This window comes from Nocardioides sp. Root151 (genome assembly GCF_001427925.1).
Lineage (GTDB): Bacteria > Actinomycetota > Actinomycetes > Propionibacteriales > Nocardioidaceae > Nocardioides.
Map to the genome: position 1 here is coordinate 273333 of NZ_LMGG01000001.1, position 20531 is coordinate 293863.

Annotated in this window: 22 protein-coding genes; 2 read left to right on the forward strand and 20 right to left on the reverse strand. The window is 70.5% G+C overall.

From position 1 onward, the window contains the following. Position 1: 1 nt before the first annotated feature. From ASD66_RS01310 to ASD66_RS01370, 14 genes are all read right to left on the reverse strand, one after another. Positions 2-604, reverse strand: coding sequence for a DUF4178 domain-containing protein (locus ASD66_RS01310; RefSeq protein WP_056889818.1), 603 nt, complete (start codon positions 602-604; stop codon positions 2-4). A gap of 19 nt (positions 605-623) precedes the next feature. Next, entirely contained in the window at positions 624-1880 is a 1257-nt protein-coding gene (locus tag ASD66_RS01315; protein ID WP_056889819.1) for a winged helix-turn-helix domain-containing protein, read from the reverse strand. 2 nt (positions 1881-1882) lie between these two features. Continuing rightward, positions 1883-2557: a response regulator gene (locus ASD66_RS01320; RefSeq protein ID WP_056681306.1), complete on the reverse strand. Its 675-nt coding sequence runs from the start codon at positions 2555-2557 to the stop codon at positions 1883-1885. A gap of 79 nt (positions 2558-2636) precedes the next feature. After that, positions 2637-3260 (reverse strand): ribosome hibernation-promoting factor, HPF/YfiA family, encoded by a 624-nt coding sequence (gene hpf / locus ASD66_RS01325; RefSeq protein WP_056681308.1) that lies wholly within the window; start codon positions 3258-3260, stop codon positions 2637-2639. Positions 3261-3684: 424 nt separating this feature from the next. Then, the gene (locus ASD66_RS01330; protein ID WP_082563760.1) at positions 3685-4398 is read right to left on the reverse strand and encodes a ComF family protein; all 714 of its coding nucleotides are present in this window, start codon (positions 4396-4398) and stop codon (positions 3685-3687) included. 79 nt (positions 4399-4477) lie between these two features. Then, the gene (locus tag ASD66_RS01335; protein ID WP_056889820.1) at positions 4478-6217 is read right to left on the reverse strand and encodes an LpqB family beta-propeller domain-containing protein; all 1740 of its coding nucleotides are present in this window, start codon (positions 6215-6217) and stop codon (positions 4478-4480) included. Next, positions 6217-7815, reverse strand: a complete 1599-nt coding sequence (gene mtrB / locus ASD66_RS01340) for an MtrAB system histidine kinase MtrB (RefSeq protein ID WP_056889821.1) — start codon at positions 7813-7815, stop codon at positions 6217-6219. The genes ASD66_RS01335 and mtrB overlap by 1 nt, the downstream gene beginning before the upstream one ends. Before the next feature lie 6 nt (positions 7816-7821). Next, on the reverse strand, positions 7822-8523 hold the full coding sequence (mtrA, locus tag ASD66_RS01345) for an MtrAB system response regulator MtrA (RefSeq protein ID WP_056681316.1): 702 nt from the start codon (positions 8521-8523) through the stop codon (positions 7822-7824). Positions 8524-8539: 16 nt separating this feature from the next. Next, positions 8540-9979, reverse strand: coding sequence for an adenosylhomocysteinase (ahcY, locus tag ASD66_RS01350; protein ID WP_056681318.1), 1440 nt, complete (start codon positions 9977-9979; stop codon positions 8540-8542). A gap of 142 nt (positions 9980-10121) precedes the next feature. Beyond that, positions 10122-11072: a DUF808 domain-containing protein gene (locus ASD66_RS01355; RefSeq protein WP_056889822.1), complete on the reverse strand. Its 951-nt coding sequence runs from the start codon at positions 11070-11072 to the stop codon at positions 10122-10124. 216 nt (positions 11073-11288) lie between these two features. Next, the gene (locus tag ASD66_RS01360) at positions 11289-12311 is read right to left on the reverse strand and encodes an SIS domain-containing protein (RefSeq protein WP_056681321.1); all 1023 of its coding nucleotides are present in this window, start codon (positions 12309-12311) and stop codon (positions 11289-11291) included. 5 nt (positions 12312-12316) lie between these two features. Next, on the reverse strand, positions 12317-12475 hold the full coding sequence (locus ASD66_RS24010; protein WP_200949914.1) for a Trm112 family protein: 159 nt from the start codon (positions 12473-12475) through the stop codon (positions 12317-12319). Between the two features lie 2 nt (positions 12476-12477). After that, positions 12478-13863, reverse strand: coding sequence for a phosphomannomutase/phosphoglucomutase (locus ASD66_RS01365; RefSeq protein ID WP_056889823.1), 1386 nt, complete (start codon positions 13861-13863; stop codon positions 12478-12480). Positions 13864-13890: 27 nt separating this feature from the next. Further along, positions 13891-14256: a DUF3499 domain-containing protein gene (locus tag ASD66_RS01370; protein ID WP_056681325.1), complete on the reverse strand. Its 366-nt coding sequence runs from the start codon at positions 14254-14256 to the stop codon at positions 13891-13893. A gap of 49 nt (positions 14257-14305) precedes the next feature. Between ASD66_RS01370 and ASD66_RS01375 the strand changes: the two genes are divergently transcribed. Continuing rightward, a complete protein-coding gene (locus tag ASD66_RS01375) occupies positions 14306-14767 on the forward strand; it encodes a metallopeptidase family protein (protein WP_056681327.1) in 462 nt (153 codons plus the stop codon). 94 nt (positions 14768-14861) lie between these two features. On the opposite strand, the gene ASD66_RS01380 is transcribed toward ASD66_RS01375, so the two are convergent. From ASD66_RS01380 to sigE, 3 genes are read right to left on the reverse strand one after another with little or no spacing between them, the layout of a single operon-like run. Continuing rightward, complete coding sequence (locus ASD66_RS01380; RefSeq protein WP_056889824.1) at positions 14862-16382, reverse strand: S1C family serine protease; 1521 nt, start codon at positions 16380-16382, stop codon at positions 14862-14864. Then, positions 16379-16891 (reverse strand): hypothetical protein, encoded by a 513-nt coding sequence (locus ASD66_RS01385; protein WP_056681331.1) that lies wholly within the window; start codon positions 16889-16891, stop codon positions 16379-16381. Before ASD66_RS01385 ends, ASD66_RS01380 begins: the two co-directional genes overlap by 4 nt. Then, positions 16888-17469: an RNA polymerase sigma factor SigE gene (gene sigE, locus ASD66_RS01390; RefSeq protein WP_056681333.1), complete on the reverse strand. Its 582-nt coding sequence runs from the start codon at positions 17467-17469 to the stop codon at positions 16888-16890. The genes ASD66_RS01385 and sigE overlap by 4 nt, the downstream gene beginning before the upstream one ends. 233 nt (positions 17470-17702) lie before the next feature. Between sigE and ASD66_RS01395 the strand changes: the two genes are divergently transcribed. Beyond that, a complete protein-coding gene (locus ASD66_RS01395; protein WP_414858565.1) occupies positions 17703-18338 on the forward strand; it encodes an O-methyltransferase in 636 nt (211 codons plus the stop codon). A 34-nt stretch (positions 18339-18372) separates the two neighbouring features. On the opposite strand, the gene ASD66_RS01400 is transcribed toward ASD66_RS01395, so the two are convergent. From ASD66_RS01400 to ASD66_RS24015, 3 genes are read right to left on the reverse strand one after another with little or no spacing between them, the layout of a single operon-like run. Beyond that, positions 18373-18708, reverse strand: coding sequence for a hypothetical protein (locus tag ASD66_RS01400; RefSeq protein WP_056889825.1), 336 nt, complete (start codon positions 18706-18708; stop codon positions 18373-18375). Further along, positions 18705-20261 (reverse strand): leucyl aminopeptidase, encoded by a 1557-nt coding sequence (locus ASD66_RS01405; protein WP_056889826.1) that lies wholly within the window; start codon positions 20259-20261, stop codon positions 18705-18707. Before ASD66_RS01405 ends, ASD66_RS01400 begins: the two co-directional genes overlap by 4 nt. 3 nt (positions 20262-20264) lie before the next feature. After that, entirely contained in the window at positions 20265-20432 is a 168-nt protein-coding gene (locus tag ASD66_RS24015) for a DUF3117 domain-containing protein (protein WP_082748240.1), read from the reverse strand. Between the last annotated feature and the right edge of the window lie 99 nt (positions 20433-20531).

Below are 20531 nucleotides of genomic sequence, written 5' to 3' on the forward strand. Positions count from 1 at the left end.
GTCAGTCGCGGTCTGAGCCGGGGAAGACCGTCAGCTCGAACGGTTGCAGGACCTCGCCGACCGACGCCTCCCACGAGGAGCCGAACCTCTCGAAGCCGAGCAGCTTGCCGTCCTTGCTCTTGTAGTCGGCGTAGTCCACGTTGCCGCTGGGCGCCGTACCGGTGCTGCCGAGGGCCGAGAAGCGGGCGGTGCCCTGCTCCTGCAGGCGGTAGGCCACCCCGGCGACGATCACGTCGCGGTCGCCGGCCGAGCCCTGGTCGATGTCACCGAGCGCGAGTGAGTGCCACAGGGAGACCTCGAAGCCCTCGTCGTCCTCGACGCAGACCCAGCGCTTCTCGTCGGCGTCGTCGAGGAGGTGCTCGGTCCAGAGGTAGCCCTCCTCGTTGAAGTCGAGGCGCCCGCGGACGAACCACTTGTGGCCGAGGTATTCGATGACGTCGCCGTTGCGCAGGTCGCGCAGGGCCTGGGTCGAGGCCACGTCGGCGGTGCCGACCACGTCGTCGGGCTGCCACGGGGACTCGCCGGGCTTCTTGCGCCGTTGCAGCAGCCAGATGGTGACGCCCACGATGGCGGCCACCACGATGATTCCGATCAACCAGCCCACGACGATCCCCGTTTCCCAGTCAGTGTTCTCGGGAAACAGTAGCGAGTGCCGCGGCCACACCGGCGGCAAGGTCGCCGCGTGGCTCCACCACGATCTCGTCGAGGCCGAGCCAGCCGGCCAGCCGCCGGAGCTCGGCGGCCAGCTCGGCGTCGGTGTCGGGCGCCGCGGTCTCCTCGGCGTACGCCGCCTTGACCAGCAGCCGGCCGGTGGCCCGGTCGGCCTTGAGGTCGACCCGGCCGGCCAGCCGGTCACCGCTGAGGAACGGCAGCACGTAGTAGCCGTGCAGCCGCTTGGCGGCGGGCACGTAGATCTCGATGCGGTAGTGGAAGTCGAAGAGCTTCTCGGTGCGCTCGCGCTCCCACACCACCGGGTCGAACGGGCTGAGCAGGGTACGGGCCCGGACCCGCCGGGGCAGGCGCGCGTCGCGGTGGAGGTACGCCGGGCGCGTCCAGCCGTCGACCCGAACCGGCAGCAGCTCGCCGTCCTCGACGAGGCGCTCGATCGCCGGGCCGGCGGCCATTCCTGCGTTGTCACGGGTGCTGGCGCCCATCGGCATGCGGTAGTAGTCGGCCAGGCAGCGGCCGGTGGCGACGCCATGGGAGACGGCCGCGCGCCGGACCAGCTCGACGGCCGCGTCCTGCGGCGTCGGGGTCGGGGCGTTGAGGACCTCGGCGGGCAGCACGCGCTCGGGCACGTCGTAGACCACCTCGAACTGGGAGTTGCGCCCGGCGACGGCCACGTCGCCCACCATGTAGAGGTAGTCGAGCACCTTGCGGGACTCCGACCAGTTCCAGCCCCAGTGCTTGCGGTCCCGGGGCTCGGAGCTGAACTCCGCGTCGAGCTGGCGTGCGGTCACCGGACCGCGGTCGCGGACAGCCGCCAGCACCTCGTGCTCGAGGCCCGGCTGGGTGTCGGTGATCGGCCACCACTTGCCGCGCCGGACCCGGTAGGACGCCATGCGGTGCTGCATGAACGGCCACAGGTCGACCGGCATCAGCGCCTGCACGTGCGCCCAGTACTCGATGAGCTGACGGGGCTGCCGGGCCCGGTGCTCACTGGCCTTGCGCAGGAGCTCGGTGTCGTAGGGGCCCATCCGCGAGTAGAGCGGCATGTAGTGGGCGCGTTGCAGCACGTTGACCGAGTCGACCTGCAGCACGCCGGTGCGGGCGACGGTACGGCGGAGCGTGCGCAGCGTGGGCGTGGCATGCGGCGCATCGAGGAAGCCCTGGGCGGCCAGGGCCACCCGGCGGGCCTGGGCCAGTGACAACGACTCCACGGTCAGGGAATGTCGAGCAGCTTCTCGCGGACGGCGTACATGACGGCCTCCATGCGCGAGTGCAGCTGGAGCTTCTCCAGGATGTTGCGGACGTGGTTCTTCACGGTGTTCTCGCTGATGAACAGCTGGCGGGCGATCTCGCGGTTGTTCATGCCCTTGGCGACCAGGCGGAGCACCTCGAGCTCACGCTCGGTGAGCCGGAGCCCGGTCGGCTGCTCGCGCTCGGGGCGCGACATCTGCTTGAACTCGTCGATCAGCTTGACCGCCATCGAAGGGCTGATCAGGGACTGTCCGTCGGCCACCACCCGCACGGCCTGGGCCACCTCGTCGATGGAGGAGTCCTTGAGCAGGTAGCCGGAGGCGCCACTCTTGACCGCTTCGTAGAGATCGGCCTCCTCGTCGGAGACGGTGAGCATGATGATCTTCGCCGACGGCACGATCTCCTTGATCGCCACACAGGCCTCGATGCCCGACCGCTTCGGCATGCGCACGTCGAGCAGCACCACGTCGGGTGCCACGCTCGCGGCCAGCTCGGTTCCCTCGATGCCGTCGCCGGCCTCGCCCACGACCTCGATGCCGGGCTCGACGCCCAGAAGCATCGTCAGGCCGCGTCGGAAGAGTTCCTGGTCGTCAACGACCAGCACCCGGATCGGCTCGGAGTCATTGATGTCGCTCACCCGAGCATCATGACACGACTGGGCGTCAGCGTGCTTGCTGTGCCACCCAGTCGTGTCATGTGTCCATCACCCGAACGGGTCAGTTCCCGACCTCCAGGGAGATCACTCCGTAGTCGTACCCACGGCGGCGGTACACCACTGCGGGACGCTCGCTGTCCTTGTCGACGTACAGGTAGAAGTCGTGCCCGACGAGTTCCATCTCGTAGAGCGCTTGGTCGAGGGTCATCGGCTCGGCGGGGTGCGACTTCTCGCGGACCACCAGCGGACCGTCGCCGGTGACCGTGATCGGGCCGACCTGGCGTTCGGTGGTGACCACGCCGTCGTCGGCGGGCACGGTGGGCTGGCTCGGCTCCGCGGCGGCGAGTGCCTCGCCGACGGAGACGGGCGTGTGACGCCCACGGTGCACGCGACGGCGGTCGGCCGCGCGACGCATCTGGGCGGCCATCTTGTCGAGGGCGAGGTCGAGCGCTCCCATCTTGTCCTCGGCGGCCGCTTCTGCACGGATCACCGGACCCTTGGAGAGAGCGGTCAGCTCCACGCGCACGGCACGATCGTGTTGACGGGGGTTGCGCTCCTGTTCGACCTCGACGAGCACGCGCATGATGCGGTGGTCGTGCTTCTCGAGTCGGGCCAGTTTCTCCTCGACATGACTGCGGAACCGATCAGACACCTCACAGTGTCGAGCGTTCACCACAACATCCATGTAGACCTCCCGTGCATCAGTTGGTTACTTGAACATGCCGGAGCACCGCCCGACGGGCGGTCTCCGGACGCGAGGGGGTGGAGTCCGTTCGGCCGACCTGGTCTTCGACCCCACAATCGCCTGCTGCAGCTCTCGCGGCTTGATGCCACTACCCACCGTCTCCCGACGAATCGTCGTATCTGACGACGAGGCCGGGGCAGGACTTACTTCTAAGCCGCACCGTGATCGTCCGCCGACCGGGAGCGAGCTCCTGACCGTGGACTTACGTGGACCGTTTCGCCTGCGACTGGCTTCGGCTTGCCCACAGGGCTCGGTGAGCAACCTGTCGACGCAACCACGGACCCGAACGGACTCCATGCACAGACGCTAGTCGGTTCCCGCTGACAAGGCCAGCGATCCGCCTGAATGTTCGCTGTGCGCGCGCTCACCCCGACCGGCGCACCGCTGGGAGCCTCTTGCGGGTCGCCGCGACCGTGGCCACCCCCAGCACGCCGATCCCGCTGGCCTGCAGCGCTCGCTGTGCCTCACGGGCGGTGGCGCCCGTGGTGAGCACGTCGTCGCAGACCACCGCCCAACCCTCGGACTGGCGCGATGCCAGGCGGCGCAGCGCCCGCGAGGGCACCGACATCGATCCGGCGAGGTTGGCCTGGCGGCCGGCGAAGTCGAGTCCGCCCTGGTCGAGCACCCGGCCGACCCGGAGCAGTCGCGCACACGTCACGCTGCCGCCTCGCCGCCGCAGCTCGACGGCGGCGGCCCGGGTGAGGAGGTACGTCGGGTCGTGGCCGCGCGAGCGCACCGACGCCGGCTGGGACGGCACCGGCACCAACAGCAGGGGCACGCCGTCCGCGGCACCCGCGGCCGCGACGAGGCGTTCGACGGCACCGGCGAGCAGGACGCCCAACGGTCGACGTAGCCCGAACTGGTGGTGCTCCTTGTGGCCCAGGAGCAGCGTGCGCAGCAGGCCGTCGTACTCCCCCGCCGCCCAGGGACGCAGCAGCCCCGGCGGGGGCGGGGTCGGCATCGCCGGTCGGGCGATCCCGTCGAGGCCGGCGAAGCACTCCCGGCACACGAGCTCGCCGGCCTGACCACATCCGGGACAGGCAGAGCCGGTGACCAGGTCGTTGAGGGTGGTGAGCACGCCACCATCCGAACGCGTCGACGGCAACGGGGCAAGGGCGGTACGCCGGCCTGTGGACCGACGCTGTGAAGAGTCCGGCTCAGCCGGCGTAGGTCAGCGAGACCAGGCCCTCGGCGGGGAACGTGCCGTCGAGCTCGGCATTGAGCTCGTGGACCTCGCCGGAGGCCGCGATCGCCCACGTCGGGGTCTCCGGGACCGGCGAGCTGACCAACGACACGATGTCGTCGCGGACCAGCTCGACGGGCACGTTGGCCGACGACACCGCGCGCGATCCGTCGACCGAGAAGGTGGTCACCTGGGACAGGTCGTCGGAGAGCGACCTGACCAGCACCACCTCGGTCGGGGAGTACCACCCGATGTCGTTGATCCGGGTGCGCTCCTCGGCGTCGCCGTGGATCACCCGGGCCCTGGTGCCGCGGGCACGGGAGCCGTCGACCGCCAGCCGGCTGAGCACCACCCGGTCCTGACGTGGCTCGCGCAGCACGGCGACCAGTCGGGTGCCGTCGCGGGAGACGATGGCGCGGGTGATGTTCTCGCCCGTCACGCCCGGGACCCGGACCGGGTGGCGACGCCCCCGGGTCACGTAGGAGACCTCGGCGTTGCCGGAGTTCCGGTCGACCACCCACAGCCGGCCCGACACGTCCCACGACGGCTTGAGCAGGTCGGTGCCGCCGCTGAACACGGTCGTGGCCCGCTCCCGCTCCCCCGAGACGGGGGCCAAGCGGATCGAACCGCCGTCGGAGGTGACGCCGGCGACCCGGGTGCCCGACAGGTCGACCGCGATCGCCTCCAACCCGGCGGCCTCGGTGCCGAAGGGCCCCGTCTGGTTGACCACTCCGCTGCCGGTCTGGGACACCAGACGTCCGTCGCGCAGGGCGAACAGGTCACGCCCGGCACCGGGACCGACCGGGTTGTACTGCTCCCCCATCGCCACGTCGAGGTCGGAGGACGTGCCGGAGACGCTGATCGGGGTGTCGTTGATGGTGAGCCGGACCCGACGTACGGACGGGTCCTGGCGCAGGGTCCAGACCACCTGCACCGCCATCAACTGAACGCTCTCCGGGTCGAGGGGTGCGGCGTCGCCGCGCAGGGACACCTCGGCCAGGCCGTTGGCGGAGACCGGTGCGGTGAGGTCAAGGGTGAGGTCATCGGGAATGTAGGAGCGGGTCACCCCGCGCAGGTCCGGGCCCGGCCCGCGGAGCAGGGCGCGCATCAGCACCGCGGAGAGCTGTCCGCCGGTGGGCACGAAGACCGGCTCCGGGACGACCACCTTCGCCGTCGGGTCGAGGAAGTAGAGGAACACCTGGCGGTAGCGGGCGTCGAAGAACGCGTCGGAGACCACCATCGCGTCCGGCGGGTCGTCGATGCGCCACTCGCCGTCCTCGATGGTCATCCCGAAGTCGAGGGTGCGCTGCCGCTCGGGCAGCTCGCCACGCCACACGCCACGGGCGTCGAGGTGGTGCGCGCCGAGAAGGGTCACCGACACCTCGTCGTTGCCGCTCGGGGTGAGGATGTCGTCGTAGGTGATCAGCTGACGGTCCGGGTGCCAGGAGTCGCGGGCACTCGAGGAGAGGAACTGCTTGGCCACCGCGGTGGTGGTCGGGTTGGCGAGCATCGCGTCGAGGAAGTGACCGACGATCTCGTCCGGCTCCTCGCCCTTCTGCGGCGGCCTCGGGTCATAGGGGAAGCCGGAGTCCTGGGCCGACGCCGGACGGTCGTCGCCGACCTGCACCTCGCCGCTGTCGGGCAGGCCGACACAGGCGGAGCAGAGCGAGACGAGCAGGGCGACTGCCACGAGGGCTCGGGCGTACGGCGTCATCAGGCCAGCTCCTCGGCGTCCTCGGGGACGAGCGGCAGCGGGCTGTGCCGCAGGATGCCCCCGGCCCGGCGGGGCAGGGTGAGCCGGAACTGCGAGCCCCTCCCGGGCTGGCCCCATGCCTGCAACCAGCCGCCGTGCAGGTGTGTGTCCTCCAGGGAGATGGCCAGGCCCAGGCCGGTGCCGCCACTGGTGCGGGCCCGGGCCGGATCTGCGCGCCAGAAGCGGTTGAAGACCAGGGCTGCCTCGCCCGCGGCCAGTCCGACACCGTGGTCGCGTACGGCGACCGCGGCCGCGTGGTCGTCACCGTTGACCAGGATCACGATGCCGCGGCTCTCCGCGTGGTCGATGGCGTTGCTGACCAGGTTGCGCAGGATGCGCTCGACCCGGCGGGTGTCGGCCTCGGCCAGCACCGGTTCGGAGAGCGCGCGCACGGTCACCGTGGTGTTGCGTTGCTCGGCCAGCGGACGGGTCATGTCGACGATCCGGTGCGCGATGTCGATCAGGTTGACGTCGTCGGCGTCGAGGGCAGCCGCACCGGCGTCGAACCTGCTGATCTCGAGCAGGTCGGTGAGCAGCCCCTCGAACCGGTCGAGCTCGGTCTGCAGCAGCTCGGCGGCACGCGCGGTCGCCGGGTCGAAGTCCTCACGCGCGTCGTGCAGCACGTCGCCGGCCATCCGCACCGTGGTGAGCGGCGTACGCAGCTCGTGCGAGACGTCGGAGGTGAAGCGACGCTGGACCCTGGAGAGCTCCTCGAGCTGCCGGATCTGCCGCTGCAGGCTGGAGGCCATCTGGTTGAACGACGTGGCCAGGCGAGCGATGTCGTCGTCCCCGCGCACCCGCATGCGGTCCTCGAGCTCCCCGGCGGCGAGTCGCTCGGCGACCCGGCGCGCCATCCGGATGGGGGTCACCACCTGACGGGTCACCAGCCAGGCCAGACCGGCGACCAGGACCAGCAGCAGGGCGCCCGCGGTGAGCAGGGCGCGGGTGACCAGGCCGAGCGTCTCGGCTTCCTGCTGCATCGGGTAGAGGTAGTAGATCGTGTAGAACTCGCCGTCGGCAGGCAGCTGGATGCGGGAGCCGACCACGATGCCGGGAGTGTCGGCGCGGCCGCTGTCGGGCAGGTAGCGGATCTTCGAGAAGACCCAGGCCATCGAGTCGCCGGAGTCCAGCTGCCTGACCAGGTCCTCCGGGACACTGCGCAGGTCGAGCCCCGCGGAGTAGCGGGGGCCGCTCCCGGCCAGGTCGGTCGGCGCCGAGCCGATCGGACCGTTGAGCACGACCGAGAAGCCGCGCGACTGTCCGCGCGTGATGATCGGGTCGACGAGCTGCTGCAGCTGGAGACTGGCCTCGTCGTCCGTGCCGGGGACCGTGGCCAGCCGGGCGCGGGCGTCGGCGGTCTCGTTGCGAGCCTCGGCGACCACGCGCTCCACCCGGGAGTCGACCAGCCCGTCACGGGTCTGCTGCAGCAGGAACCACCCGACCACGCTGACCACCAGCGCCGAGAGCAGCATCGTGCTGACCACGACGCGGGCCTGGATGGAGCGTCGCCAGAACGTCAGTCCCCGTCGGATCGCCTCGGGCAGGCTCCGGGAAGGCATCAGGCCCTACTGGGTTCCGGCCTTGTACCCCACGCCACGCACGGTGACGACGATCTCCGGGTTCTCCGGGTCGTGCTCGACCTTCGACCGGAGCCGCTGGACGTGCACGTTGACCAGGCGCGTGTCCGCCGCGTGGCGGTAGCCCCAGACCTGCTCGAGCAGGACCTCTCGGGTGAAGACCTGCCAGGGCTTGCGGGCCAGGCACACCAGCAGGTCGAACTCGAGGGGCGTGAGGTTGATCGGCGTACCGCCGCGGGTGACCGAGTGGCCAGCCACGTCGATGGAGAGGTCACCGATGGTGAGGTTCTCCTGGGCGGGGTTCTCGGTACGCCGGACGCGGGCCCGGATGCGGGCCACGAGCTCCTTCGGCTTGAACGGCTTGACGACGTAGTCGTCGGCCCCGGACTCGAGGCCGACGACCACGTCGACGGTGTCGCCCTTTGCGGTCAGCATGACGATCGGTACGCCGGACTCGGCGCGGATCTCCTTGCAGACGTCGATGCCGTCCTTGCCGGGCAGCATCAGGTCGAGCAGCAGCACATCGGGGCGGTAGTCGCGGAACGCGGCCAGTGCCAGGTCGCCCCGGGGACAGACCTGGGCGTCGAACCCCTCCTGCCGGAGCACTATGGAGAGCATCTCGGCGAGGGACGCGTCGTCGTCGACGACGAGGACTCGCCCCTTGGTGCCGTACTCGCTTGCTGCGCTCATGGGTGTCAGTGCCCGCTCAGTAGCGGTACTGCTCCGACTTGTAGGGGCCCTCGACGGGAACGCCGAGGTAGTCGGCCTGCGCCTGCGTGAGCTCGGTGAGCTCGACACCGAGGGCGTCGAGGTGCAGTCGGGCGACCTCCTCGTCGAGGTGCTTGGGCAGCACGTAGACGCCGACCGGGTAGTCCTCGACCTTGGTGAAGAGCTCGATCTGGGCCAGCACCTGGTTGGTGAAGGAGTTGGACATCACGAACGACGGGTGACCGGTCGCGTTGCCGAGGTTGAGCAGGCGGCCCTCGGAGAGCACGATGATCTTCTTGCCGTCGGGGAAGATCCACTGGTGGACCTGGGGCTTGATCTCGTCCTTGACGATGCCCTCGATCTTGGCCAGGCCGGCCATGTTGATCTCGTTGTCGAAGTGGCCGATGTTGCCGACGATCGCCTGGTGCTTCATCTTCTCGAAGTGCTCGACCCGGATGATGTCGAAGTTCCCGGTCGTGGTGATGAAGATGTCCGCGGTCTCGACGACCGACTCGAGGCGCTTGACCTCGTAGCCGTCCATCGCCGCCTGCAGCGCGCAGATCGGGTCGATCTCGGTGATGATGACGCGCGCGCCCTGGCCGCGGAGGGACTCCGCCGAGCCCTTGCCGACGTCGCCGTACCCGCAGACGACCGCGACCTTGCCGCCGATCATGACGTCGGTACCGCGGTTGATGCCGTCGATCAGGGAGTGGCGGCAGCCGTACTTGTTGTCGAACTTCGACTTGGTGACCGAGTCGTTGACGTTGATCGCAGGGAAGAGGAGCGAGCCCTCCTTGAAGCGGTCGTAGAGGCGCAGCACGCCGGTGGTGGTCTCCTCGGAGACGCCCTGGATGCCGTTGGCGATGGTGGTCCAGCGGTCCGAGCTGTTCTCGAGCGAACGGGCCAGGACACGCAGCACCTCCTTGAACTCCTCGTTGTCGGTGGAGTCCTGGCCGGGCACCTTGCCGGCCTTCTCGAACTCGACGCCGAGGTGGACGAGCATGGTGATGTCGCCGCCGTCGTCGAGGAGCATGTTCGGGCCGATCGTGTTGCCGGCCTCGTCCTTGAAGTCGAAGACCTTCTCGGCCTCGTCCCAGTACTCGGCCAGCGACTCGCCCTTCCAGGCGAAGACCGGAGTGCCCTGCGGGTCCTCGACGGTCCCCTTGCCGACGACCACCGCGGCAGCGGCGTGGTCCTGGGTGGAGAAGATGTTGCAGGTGGCCCAGCGCACGTCGGCGCCGAGCGCGACCAGGGTCTCGATGAGCACACCGGTCTGGATGGTCATGTGGAGCGAGCCGGCGATCCGGGCACCCTTGAGCGGCTGTGCGTCGCCGTACGTCGTGCGCAGCGACACGAGACCGGGCATCTCGTGCTCGGCGAGAGTGAGCTCCTTGCGGCCGAACTCGGCCAGGCTCAGGTCAGCAACCTTGTAGTCCATCGAATAGTCCTCAACGTGTTCGACTGGGTTCCGCGGTGCATCTGCATCTATTCGGGATCTCCCGCGCGGACCCGTCCAGCCTACAAGCGTGTGCCGCCGCCCACTGAATTGTCGCCGGGCGTGCGCGTCGGGGCGTCCGGGATCAGTGGGACTTCTCGGCGCCGTGGCCGAACGGCAGGAAGTGCATGATCACGACCACCACTGCGCCCACGAGCAGGCCCATGATCGCGGAGGCGATCGTGTTGACCACCCAGCCGAGAGCGGCACCGATGCCGGCGACCGCGTGGTGCACCTCTTCCTCGAGGTGGTGGACGAACTCGTACGGCGGGTGCCAGCCGAGATCGTCGAGTCCGACGAGGAGGATGTGGCCGCCGACCCAGAGCATGGCCGCGGTGCCGACCACGGAGATGACGCCCAGCAGCGCGGGCATGCCCTTGACCATGGCGTGGCCGAGCTTCTGCGAGAGGCCGGAGCGGAACCTCGTCATCGCCACACCGATGTCGTCCATCTTCACGATGATCGCGACCACGCCGTACACCAGGGCGGTGATGCCGAGCGCGACCACGACCAGGATCGCGGCCCGGGCCAGGAACGGCTGGTCGGCGACCTCGTTGAGCGAGATGACCATGATCTCGGCGGAGAGGATGAGGTCGGTGCGGATCGCGCCGGCGATCATCGTCTTCTCCTGCTCGGGACTGATCTCGGCGGTCACCTCCTCCTCGGCGTGGGCGTCGTGGCCGCTGAGCTTCTCCCAGATCTTCTCGGCGCCCTCGTAGCAGAGGAACGTCCCACCGAGCATCAGGATCGGGGTGAGCAGCCACGGCAGGAACTGGCTGAGGATCAGGGCCGCCGGCAGGATGATCAGCAGCTTGTTGCGCACCGACCCGACGGCGATCTTCTTGATGATCGGGAGCTCGCGCTTGGCGGCCACTCCCGAGACGTACTGCGGGGTGACCGCGGTGTCGTCGACGACCACGCCGGCCGCCTTCGCGCTGGCCCGGCCGGCGGCCGCACCGACGTCGTCGATCGACGCGGCGGCGACCTTGGCCAGGGCCGCGACGTCGTCGAGGAGGGCGAACAGACCGGCGCTCATCGGGCGTTCACCACTGCGTGGTCGGCTACGTCATCGGCACACACGTGTGTCATCACGCCGGCAAGTCTAGGGGGCCGCCCCCGCTCGCCAACTCTTCGATACTCCCTGACGTTCCGGCCCTCACCCATGGATACTCCCTGACGTTTCGGCCCTTCAGGGGGCCGAAACGTCAGGGAGTATCCCCACGGAGGGACCGAAACGTCAGGGAGTATCTCGTCAGTCGGGGACGAGGCCGAGCTGGAGGTAGGCGGCGGCATAGCGCCCGGAGAGGATCAGGGAGGCGTAGCGGGCCACCTCGCTGCCGGTCTCGGTGGTGACGGTCTCGACGCGGATGCCGCGGCTGTCGGCAGCCGCCCTGAGCCGGCCCAGCTGCTCGTTGCCGACCGGGTCCTCGGCGCCGTCGTCGAGGACCAGCAGCACGGTGCGCAGGTCACCGCCGTCGTCGGCGAAGGGGTCGTCGAACACGTCGCGGGCGCGGGTCGCCTCCAGCACCGGGAGCAGGTGCTCGGCGTCACCGGCCAGGGCGCTGCGACCGGAGGCACGCCGGATCGACTCGGCGACGCGTCGCGCGGCACGTGCGGCCAGCACCGAACCGCCCCACACGAGCGGGTTGGCGTCGGCCAGGGCGATCGCCAGCACCTTGGCGGGGTTGACCGCCAGGTCGCGGTGCGGGGAGTCCGCGATGGCCACGGCGTCGAGGGCGGCAGCCACCTCGTCGGCGTCGGAGGCCGGGCCCAGCCCGATGCGGTGGAGGTAGTCGAGCATCACGACTGCGGTGGCGAGCTGGTCGCCCGACTGGATCGGCAGCACCGTGGCCCACCGGCCGGCGGCGTGCTCGGCCACCATCGAGTCGGCCTGGCAGGCGACGACCACCTGGCAGCCACGGCGCACGGCCTCTGCGATCGCCGACGCCGCGGCCGGGTCGGAGCGCTCGGGGGCCAGGATCACCACGAGGTCGAGGCTGCCGGCCCACCCGGGGAGGGCGGCACCGGGCCACGCCACGAACGGCACCGGGCACCACGGCTCGAGCACCGCACGCAGCAGCCGTGAGTCGGGACCCGCGGCGATCACCGCCCGCGGACGCGAGTCCTGGCTGGCCTGGACCGCCTCGACGATCGCGTCGGCAGCGTCGCTCGCGGCCCGTCGGACCCGCGATCCGGACTCGGCCAGGGAGCGCAGCAGGAGGTCCACCCCGGCCAGGGCGGCTTCGTCATCCAGGCGAGACTCGTCGAACCACATGGGCGTCAGGCCGTCGTACGGGCCTCGTCGACCAACAGCACCGGGATGTCGTCCCGGACCGGGTAGGCCAGCCCGCACCCGGAGCAGACCAGCTCCTCGGCGACGGGTGCCAACGTGCCGTGGCAGTCGGGGCACACGATGATCTCGAGCAGGGCGGGGTCGATGTTCACTGGTCTCTCCTGATCACACTGAGTACGGCGTCACGCATGGTCACCATCGTCGCTTCGTCCTTGCCCTCGGCGTTGAGCCGCAGCAGGGGTTCGGTGTTGGAGGCCCGCACATTGAACCACCAGTCGTCGTGGGCCACCGTGAGCCCGTCGAGGTGGTCCAGCGCCACTCCCGGGGTCCCTGCGTACGACGCCTCGAGCTCATGCAGGATCGCGGCCTGGTCGGCGACGGTCGAGTTGATCTCGCCCGACGCGACGAACCGGACGTACTCCCCCAGCAGTTGCGACAGGGGCTGCTCGGTCTCCGCCAGGGCGGCCAGCGCGTGCAGCGCGGCGAGCATGCCGGAGTCGGCCCGCCAGAAGTCGCGGAAGTAGAAGTGGCCGCTGTGCTCGCCACCGAAGATGGCGTCGGTCTCGGCCATCGTGGCCTTGATGAAGGAGTGGCCGACGCGGGTGCGCACCGGGGTGCCGCCCAGCTCGGCGACGATCTCGGGCACCGAGCGCGACGTGATCAGGTTGTGGATGATCGTGGCGCCGGGCTCGCGGGCCAGCTCGCGGGCGGCGATCAGCCCGGTCAGCGTCGAGGGCGAGACCAGCTCGCCGCGCTCGTCGACGAGGAAGCACCGGTCGGCGTCGCCGTCGAAGGCCAGCCCGATGTCGGCGTTCTCGGCCCGCACCCGCTTCTGCAGGTCGACCAGGTTGGCCGGTTCGATGGGGTTGGCCTCGTGGTTGGGGAAGGTGCCGTCGAGCTCGAAGTACATCGGCACGACCTCGACCTGGTCGGCCAGCCGGTCGAAGACGGCCGGCGCCGTGTGGCCGGCCATGCCGTTGCCTGCGTCGACGACGACCTTGAGCCGACGCCCGGTCACCGGCGCCAGCGACAGCAGATGGTGGGCGTACTCGGCGAGCACGTCGCGGTTGGTGATCGAGCCGACCCGGCTGCCGGTGACCTCGGTCGCGACCGCGTCGCGGATGTCGAGCAGTCCGGTCTCCGCGCCGATCGGCCGGGCACCCGGCAGGCACATCTTGATGCCGTTGTACGCCGCGGGGTTGTGGCTGGCGGTGAACATGACACCGGCCAGGTCGAGGTGACCGGAGGCGAAGTAGAGCTGGTCGGTCGAGGCCAGGCCGATCACCACGACGTCGGCACCCGCAGCGGATGCGCCGTCGGCGAACGCCCCGGCCAGGCCGGGCGACGAGGGCCGCATGTCGTAGCCGACGACGACGGTGGACACCCCGGTGACGGCCACGAAGGCCCCGCCGATGCGTCGTGCGAGAACTTCGTCGATCTGATCACCGACCGTGCCGCGTACGTCGTACGCCTTGAAGATCGCGTGCAGGTTCTCGGTGGCCAGTGTGGATTCTGGCGCGGAGGCTGGAGGCATGGCGCGAGCCTATCGCCCGTCGCAGGGTCAGTCGTTGGAGAGGACCCGCAGGTGGCCGCGACGCGTGGTCTCACGACCGGTCTCGGCCTCGAGCCCTGCGGGTGCGGGGATGCGGGGCGCCGGTCGCGCGGCCTCGCGGACCGCGTCGGCCAGGGCCAGCAGGTCGTCGCCACTGGGCTCGAGCGTGGCCGGGTCCGGGGCCAGCCGGAGCACCTCCCAGCCGCGCGGCGCACTCAGTCGCTCGCTGTGCGCCTCGCACAGGTCGTAGGCGTGCGGTTCGGCGTACGTCGCCAGCGGTCCCAGCACCGCGGTCGAGTCTGCGTAGACGTAGGTCAGCGTGTTGACCGCGGGACGGCCACACGCGGTACGCGAACAACGACGGGCTGGCTTCACGGAGCAGACGCTACCCCGCGGGTGCCCGGGTCCCGATTAGGCTCGCGGCGTGACTGAGCATGGACTGACCGGGCGACCGGCTGGGCGACGAAGGGACCGGCGTGACCGGGGCATGCGTGGACCGGAGGTGCTGCCGCCGTCGGCCCCCGGTGGCCTGCGTGCGCCCGACCGACCCACGCGTCGCGAGCGGTTCGACTCCCTCGTGCTCGGCGTGGTCTCGGCGATCGAGGAGCGCTGGCACGACCGCCTCGGCCTGGTCGAGTTCGCGGTCGAGGACACTCCGTTGGTCCCCGACGACTGGGAGCAGACCGGGGTGCCGCTGTCGTCGTTGATCCGCGGCAGCGGGAGTACGCCGACCAGGCTGGTCCTGTTCCGCCGGCCGATCGAGCATCGATGTGACAGCCGCGAGGAGCTCGACGCCATGGTGCTGACCGTGGTGGTCGAGCAGGTCGCCGAGCTGCTCGGCATGGACGCCACCGACGTGGACCCGCGCTACCGCGCCGACGACTGAGCCGGTCAGGGAAGACCGGTCACGCCGGTTGGTCGCGGACGGCCGGCTCGGGCCTGGGCCCGGGCACGGCCGCCCGCGCGCCTCGGCCTCGAGCTCAGCCGACCTTGGAGTCGAGCTTGATCTTGAGGGTCTTCTCGTCGCCGTTGCGCTTGACGGTCAGCTCGACCGTGTCGCCCGGCAGGTGGGAGCGGATGGCCACGATCAGGGTCGGGCTGTCGGTGATCATCCGGTCGTCGAGGGCACTGACGACGTCGCCCTCCTTGAGGCCGGCGTCCTCGGCCGGGCTGCCCTTCACGATTTCCTGGATGTGTGCACCGTCGCCGGAGCCGTCGCTGTTCACGGTCGCCCCGATCACCGGGTAGCGCGCCTCGCCGTCCTTGAGGATCTGGTCTGCGGTGACCTTCACCTGCTCGATCGGGATCGCGAAGCCGACGCCGATGTTGCCGGACTCCTGGCCCACGCTGGAGCCGCCGGTCGTGGCGATCGCCGAGTTCACGCCGACGACCTGCCCGGCCAGGTTGACCAGCGGGCCGCCCGAGTTGCCGGGGTTGATCGCCGCGTCGGTCTGGACGGCGTTGATGTAGGACTGTGAGTCCTCCTCGCCGCCGGTGGTGACTGGCCGGTCGAGGGCGCTGACGATTCCGGCGGTCACGGTGCTGCTCAGGCCGAGCGGGGAGCCGATGGCCACGACGTTCTCGCCGACACGCAGGGCCTTCGAGGTGCCGAGTGCGGCGGGCTTCACGTTCTTGAGGCCCTTCACGTAGAGCACGGCGAGGTCGTAGACGGGGCTGCGGCCGACGACCGTGGCCTCGTGCTGGACGCCCTCGTGGTCGACGATCTTGATCTCGCCACCGTCGGCGGCATCCGCGACGACGTGGTTGTTGGTGACGACGTGCCCCTGCTTGTCGAGGAAGAAGCCGGAACCGGTGGCGCCGCCCTCCTCACCCTTGAAGTCGGCGATGATCTGCACGGTGCTGGGCAGCAGCTGTTCGGCGACGGCGGCGATGCTGCCGTTGTCGGCAGGGAGCGGCGCGGTGTTGACCGTGTCGACGTCGGCCAGGCCGTTGTCGGTGCGCCCGGGTTCGTCGGAGCTGTCCTGCCACTTGGTCACCACGGCCCCGCCGACGGCACCGCCGACCAGGCCGAGGAGCAGCGAGAGGACGGCCACGGCCGGCCAGATGCCACGTGGCGGCTTGGCCCGACGCTCCGGGGCCGGGCCCACGGCCTGCACCTGCGGGTAGGCGGCGTACGGCTGCTGCGGGGCACCGTAGGGAGCGCCCCGGTAGGGGCCGGGTCCGCCGGTCGGGGGCGCGTACGACGGGGGCCCCGAGGGCGGCGCATAGGAGCCGGGCCCCTGCTGGCCATGCTGCGGAGCCTGGTGACCGCTGGCTGCGTGAGAGCCGGCAGCCGGGGCCTGCGTGCGCTCGTCGGGCGGCGCGAACTGCGAGGTCTCGGCATCGGGGGCCGCGGACTCCGCCGGCAGCCTCAGGGTGTGCTCCACGTCGTCGGCGTCGGAGGTCGCGGCAACGGGCTGCTCGGCGTCCGACCGCTCGAGGTCGGCGCGGCCGGCGTCGGGCTGCTCGCCGTCGGGTGTGGGGGTCTGCTGATCGTTCACTGGGAGATTGTCACCCATCTTGGGAGGGAAGCGTCAGGCGCAGAGCCGCGCGTGGACGTCGACGACACGGTCGTTCCGACCGGCGTGGCCGATCGGGAGGGGCCCGAGACACCGCCGGTCAGGGAGGTGACCGGACCGCGGCGGTCGACCGCCGGGGCCTGGGCCGGCACGGCCAGGGCGAACACGCCGACCATGGCCGCGCCCACCGAACCGGCGCCGACCACTGCGACGGCCATCGTGCGACGACGACTTCCCAGCGGGGAGAGAGCCGGCGCCGGCTCCTCGGGGAGATGGGTGGCCCGGCACAGCACGCTGGCCAGGTAGTTGGGGGCGGCCGGCTGGCTGGTCGCGTTGAGTCCGGCGAGGCGGGTCTTCACCCAGCCCTCGCGCTCGACGTGGCTGCGGCACATCGCGCAACCGTGCACGTGCACCCAGAGACGGTCGCTCTCGGCCTGCGGCAGCTGCCCGTCGATCAGTGCGCTGACCTTGGTGCCGACGTGGCCGATCACCGGACGACGCCCTGTTGGACCTGGCGCGGCACGGGCCCGGAGTAGCGCTCGCGGCCGGCGGTGGGGGCGCGGTGTGCCAGCGCCTCGCGGAGCATGGCCCGGCCGCGGTGGATGCGGGAGCGGACGGTGCCGAGCTTGGCGTCGAGGATCTCGGCGATCTCCTCGTAGGAGAGCCCCTCGATGTCGCAGAGCACGACGGCGGCACGGAAGTCCGGCGGAAGCTGGGCCAGCGCCTGCTCGACGTCGTCCTCGAATCGCTGGTCGGCGTACTCGTCGTGCGGGATGCCGCCGTCGCTGCGCAACCGCGCGGCGCGCTCGTCGGACAGCGCGTCGAAGCGGATCCGCTGCTTGCGGCGGGCGCCGTCGAGGAAGAGGTTGGTGGTGATGCGGTGCAGCCAGCCCTCGAAGGTGCCGGGGCTGTACGTCGACAGTGACCGGAAGACGCGGACGAAGACGTCCTGGGTGAGGTCTTCCGCGTCGGCCTGGTTGCCGGTGAGGCGGTAGGCCAGCCGGTAGACGCGCTCGGAGTGCTGGGCGACGATCTCGTCCCAGCTGGGGACCACCTGACTGTCCTGCATGGTGCTCTCCTGCCCTCGTCTGCGCAACAACCTGACCTCACCAACGCTAGGGAACCCGACTGAGAGGAACCTGAGCAGCAGCAAGGGAGTTGCTGGGAGGTTCCTCAGTGCTTCAACGATCCCGGACCCCGCCGTGTTCCCGCTCCGGCACGCGGTCCACGCCCGAGAGTCGTTATAGGGTCGTCCACATCGGTGAGTCGTCACGACCTCAGGAGGCTGTCATCACCACGCCCATCAAGCCCACGAGCTGGACCTACGCCGAGGAGTTCGTCGCCGAGGACGAGATCCTCGCGGCCGCCCGGGCACGCGCCGAGGAGGTCGGCGTCGTGCCGATCGGTTCCGGCGTGGGCGCAACCCTGCGCTTCCTGGCCGCCGTCCTCGATGCGCGCGCCGTCGTCGAGATTGGCACCGGCACCGGGGTCTCCGGCCTCTGGCTGCTGCGCGGCATGCGCCCCGACGGCGTGCTGACCACGGTCGATGTCGAGACCGAGCACCAGCGCCTCGCCAAGCAGACCTTCGGCGACGCCGGTGTCCCCGCCCAGCGCGCACGCACCATTCCCGGTGCCGCACTCGACGTCCTCCCCCGCCTGACCGACGGCCACTACGACCTGGTGTTCTGCGACGGCGACAAGCGCGAGTACGCCGACTACCTGAAGGAGGCCATGCGCCTGCTTCGTCCCGGTGGCGTGGTGGCCTTCGACAACGCCCTGTGGCACGACCGCGTGGCGGACCCGGCGCAGCGCGACGAGGAGACCGTCTCGATCCGCGAGCTGGGTCGCACGATCCAGGAGGCCGAGGGCCTGGTGCCCGTGCTGTTGCCGGTCGGCGACGGCCTGCTGGCGGCCAAGAAGGAATGGATCCCCGAGTGATGTGACGGCGGTCGGGTGCAGACGCAGCCGGCCGTCAGCTCGGAAGAGGTGTGAACCCGTGGGCGCCTTCGGCGATCGCGACGACCTCGCACGCCTCGATCAGGATCGGCGCGCTGCCGATGATCTGCGAGCCCGGCGACTCCGCGGCCGTGGCGGTGAACGTCTCCTGGAACGACACGCGCTCCTCGTCGGAGCCGAACACGTAGCAGCCCTCGAACCACCGACCGGGCACGCTGCGCCACGTCTTGTAGGCGAGCCCGTCCATGCCGGTGAAGCGGGCGTGCGAGGTGCCGTGCACGTAGTCCCGGAGCCGTGCGTCGACGTCGTCGGGGGCGTCGGTCAGTGACCAGCGCACGGTGAGGCCGTTCACGAGGACGCCTTGCGGGTGATGCCCGCGAGAGGGTTGTCCTGCTCGAGCCAGGTCAGGAGGGTGCGAGCCCCGAAGCCGGTCGGGCCGACCGTCCACTCGTTGTCGTCGGTGGGCGCGTCGCCCACCGAGGCCACGTCGAGGTGCACCCACGGCAGGCCTCCGGTGAAGTGCTGGAGGAACAGGGCTGCGGTGATCGCGCCCGGGTTGCCGGCGCCGTTGTCGCCGTCGGCCACCTTCGAGGAGATCTTCTCTTCGTACTCCTCGGCGAGGGGCAGGCGCCAGAGCCGCTCGCCGGCGTCCGCGCCGGCCTCGGCGACCAGGTCGGCCAGCGCCTCGTCGTTGGCGAAGTAGCCGCCGGTGCGCAGGCCCAGCGCCACCTTCATGGCACCGGTCAGGGTGGCGATGTCGACGAGCACGTCGGGCTTGACCTTCGCGGCGGCGTACGCCAGCGCGTCGGCCATCACGAGACGCCCCTCGGCGTCGGTGTTGGTCACCTCGGTGGTGCGCCCGCCGTAGTGGCGGATCACGTCGCCGGGGCGGTACGCCGCACCGCCGATGGCGTTCTCGGCGGCGGGCACCAGCGCGGTGACCTTGACCGGGCACTCGAGTGCGGCCAGTGCGGCCATGGTGGCGAGCACGACGGCACCGCCGGTCATGTCGCGCTTCATGTTGACCATCGCCTCACCGGGCTTGATGGACAGGCCGCCGGTATCGAACGTGATGCCCTTGCCGATCAGGGCCACGTGGCCGGTCTTCGCGCCCCTGCGGGCCGACCGGGTGGGCGTGTAGTCGAGGCGGATCAGGCGCGGCGGCGTGGCCGAGGCGGCGCCGACGGCGAGGATGCCGCCGAACTCGTCGTCGGCCAGCTGCTTCTCGTCCCAGACGGTGATCTTGAGTCCGGCCTCGTCGGCGATCTCCCGGGCCTGGTCGGCCAGCCACGCCGGGTTCTTGGCGTTCGAGGGGACGCTGGCCAGGAAGCGGGCCCGCCACCCGGCGGACGCGACGGCAACCGCCTTGTCGAGCACGGGCTGCCGCTCCACGGAGCCGGCCAGCACCACCCGGTGTACCGGTTGGGCCTTGGCACCGTCCTTGCGCCAGTGGAACTCGAAGGAACCGAGGGTCAGCCCGACGACAAAGGCGCGCAGGCCCTCGTCGTCGGCGACCGTGGTGATGGTGGTGGCGACGAGTTCGCGATCCTTGACCTGACGAGCCAGGGCCGCGCCCGCGGCACGCAGGTCGGCCGATCCCCCGGCCCCCACACCGACCAGCGCCACCGCCGTGTGGCGGGAGTCGCCGAGCAGCGGGTGCAGCACGACCTCGCCCGCCCGACCGGTTGCCCGGTGGTGGTCGAGGACGCCGAACAGGTCGACGTCGTGCGTGTCGAGGAACTCCGCCGCACCCGGCCCCAGAGTGGGACCGTCGTCGTCGCTGCCGGCAAGGACCGGGAGGGCGATGATCGACGGCTGGTCCTGGTCGAGCGTCGTGTCACTGAGTGTGAACGTCGGCGGCTGGACCTGGTCGGGAAGGCGGGGGTGTCGGGAGGGATCGCTCACAAGTCAGCCAACAACACCCTTGAGTGCATCGCCGAGAGCCGTGGCTTCCTCAGCGTTGAGTTCGACAACGAGACGGCCACCGCCTTCGAGCGGAACGCGCATGACAATGCCGCGTCCTTCCTTGGTGACCTCCAGCGGACCGTCCCCAGTCCGCGGCTTCATCGCCGCCATCCGCGCACCTCTTCCTGTGCTCATGCCGCGCCCCGTGGCGCTGTACGCAGGGACCAGTATCCCCTATTGCCCCACGAGTCCCGAAACGACGGTCGCTCG

Excerpts from the sequence above, each read along its gene's own strand:
- hpf (WP_056681308.1), bottom strand. The coding sequence starts at position 3,260 with ATGGATGTTGTGGTGAACGCTCGACACTGTGAGGTGTCTGATCGGTTC.
- ASD66_RS01335 (WP_056889820.1), bottom strand. The coding sequence starts at position 6,217 with ATGACGCCGTACGCCCGAGCCCTCGTGGCAGTCGCCCTGCTCGTCTCG.
- mtrB (WP_056889821.1), bottom strand. The coding sequence starts at position 7,815 with ATGCCTTCCCGGAGCCTGCCCGAGGCGATCCGACGGGGACTGACGTTC.
- mtrA (WP_056681316.1), bottom strand. The coding sequence starts at position 8,523 with ATGAGCGCAGCAAGCGAGTACGGCACCAAGGGGCGAGTCCTCGTCGTC.
- ahcY (WP_056681318.1), bottom strand. The coding sequence starts at position 9,979 with ATGGACTACAAGGTTGCTGACCTGAGCCTGGCCGAGTTCGGCCGCAAG.
- ASD66_RS01355 (WP_056889822.1), bottom strand. The coding sequence starts at position 11,072 with ATGAGCGCCGGTCTGTTCGCCCTCCTCGACGACGTCGCGGCCCTGGCC.
- ASD66_RS01360 (WP_056681321.1), bottom strand. The coding sequence starts at position 12,311 with ATGTGGTTCGACGAGTCTCGCCTGGATGACGAAGCCGCCCTGGCCGGG.
- ASD66_RS01365 (WP_056889823.1), bottom strand. The coding sequence starts at position 13,863 with ATGCCTCCAGCCTCCGCGCCAGAATCCACACTGGCCACCGAGAACCTG.
- sigE (WP_056681333.1), bottom strand. The coding sequence starts at position 17,469 with ATGCAGGACAGTCAGGTGGTCCCCAGCTGGGACGAGATCGTCGCCCAG.
- ASD66_RS24015 (WP_082748240.1), bottom strand. The coding sequence starts at position 20,432 with ATGGCGGCGATGAAGCCGCGGACTGGGGACGGTCCGCTGGAGGTCACC.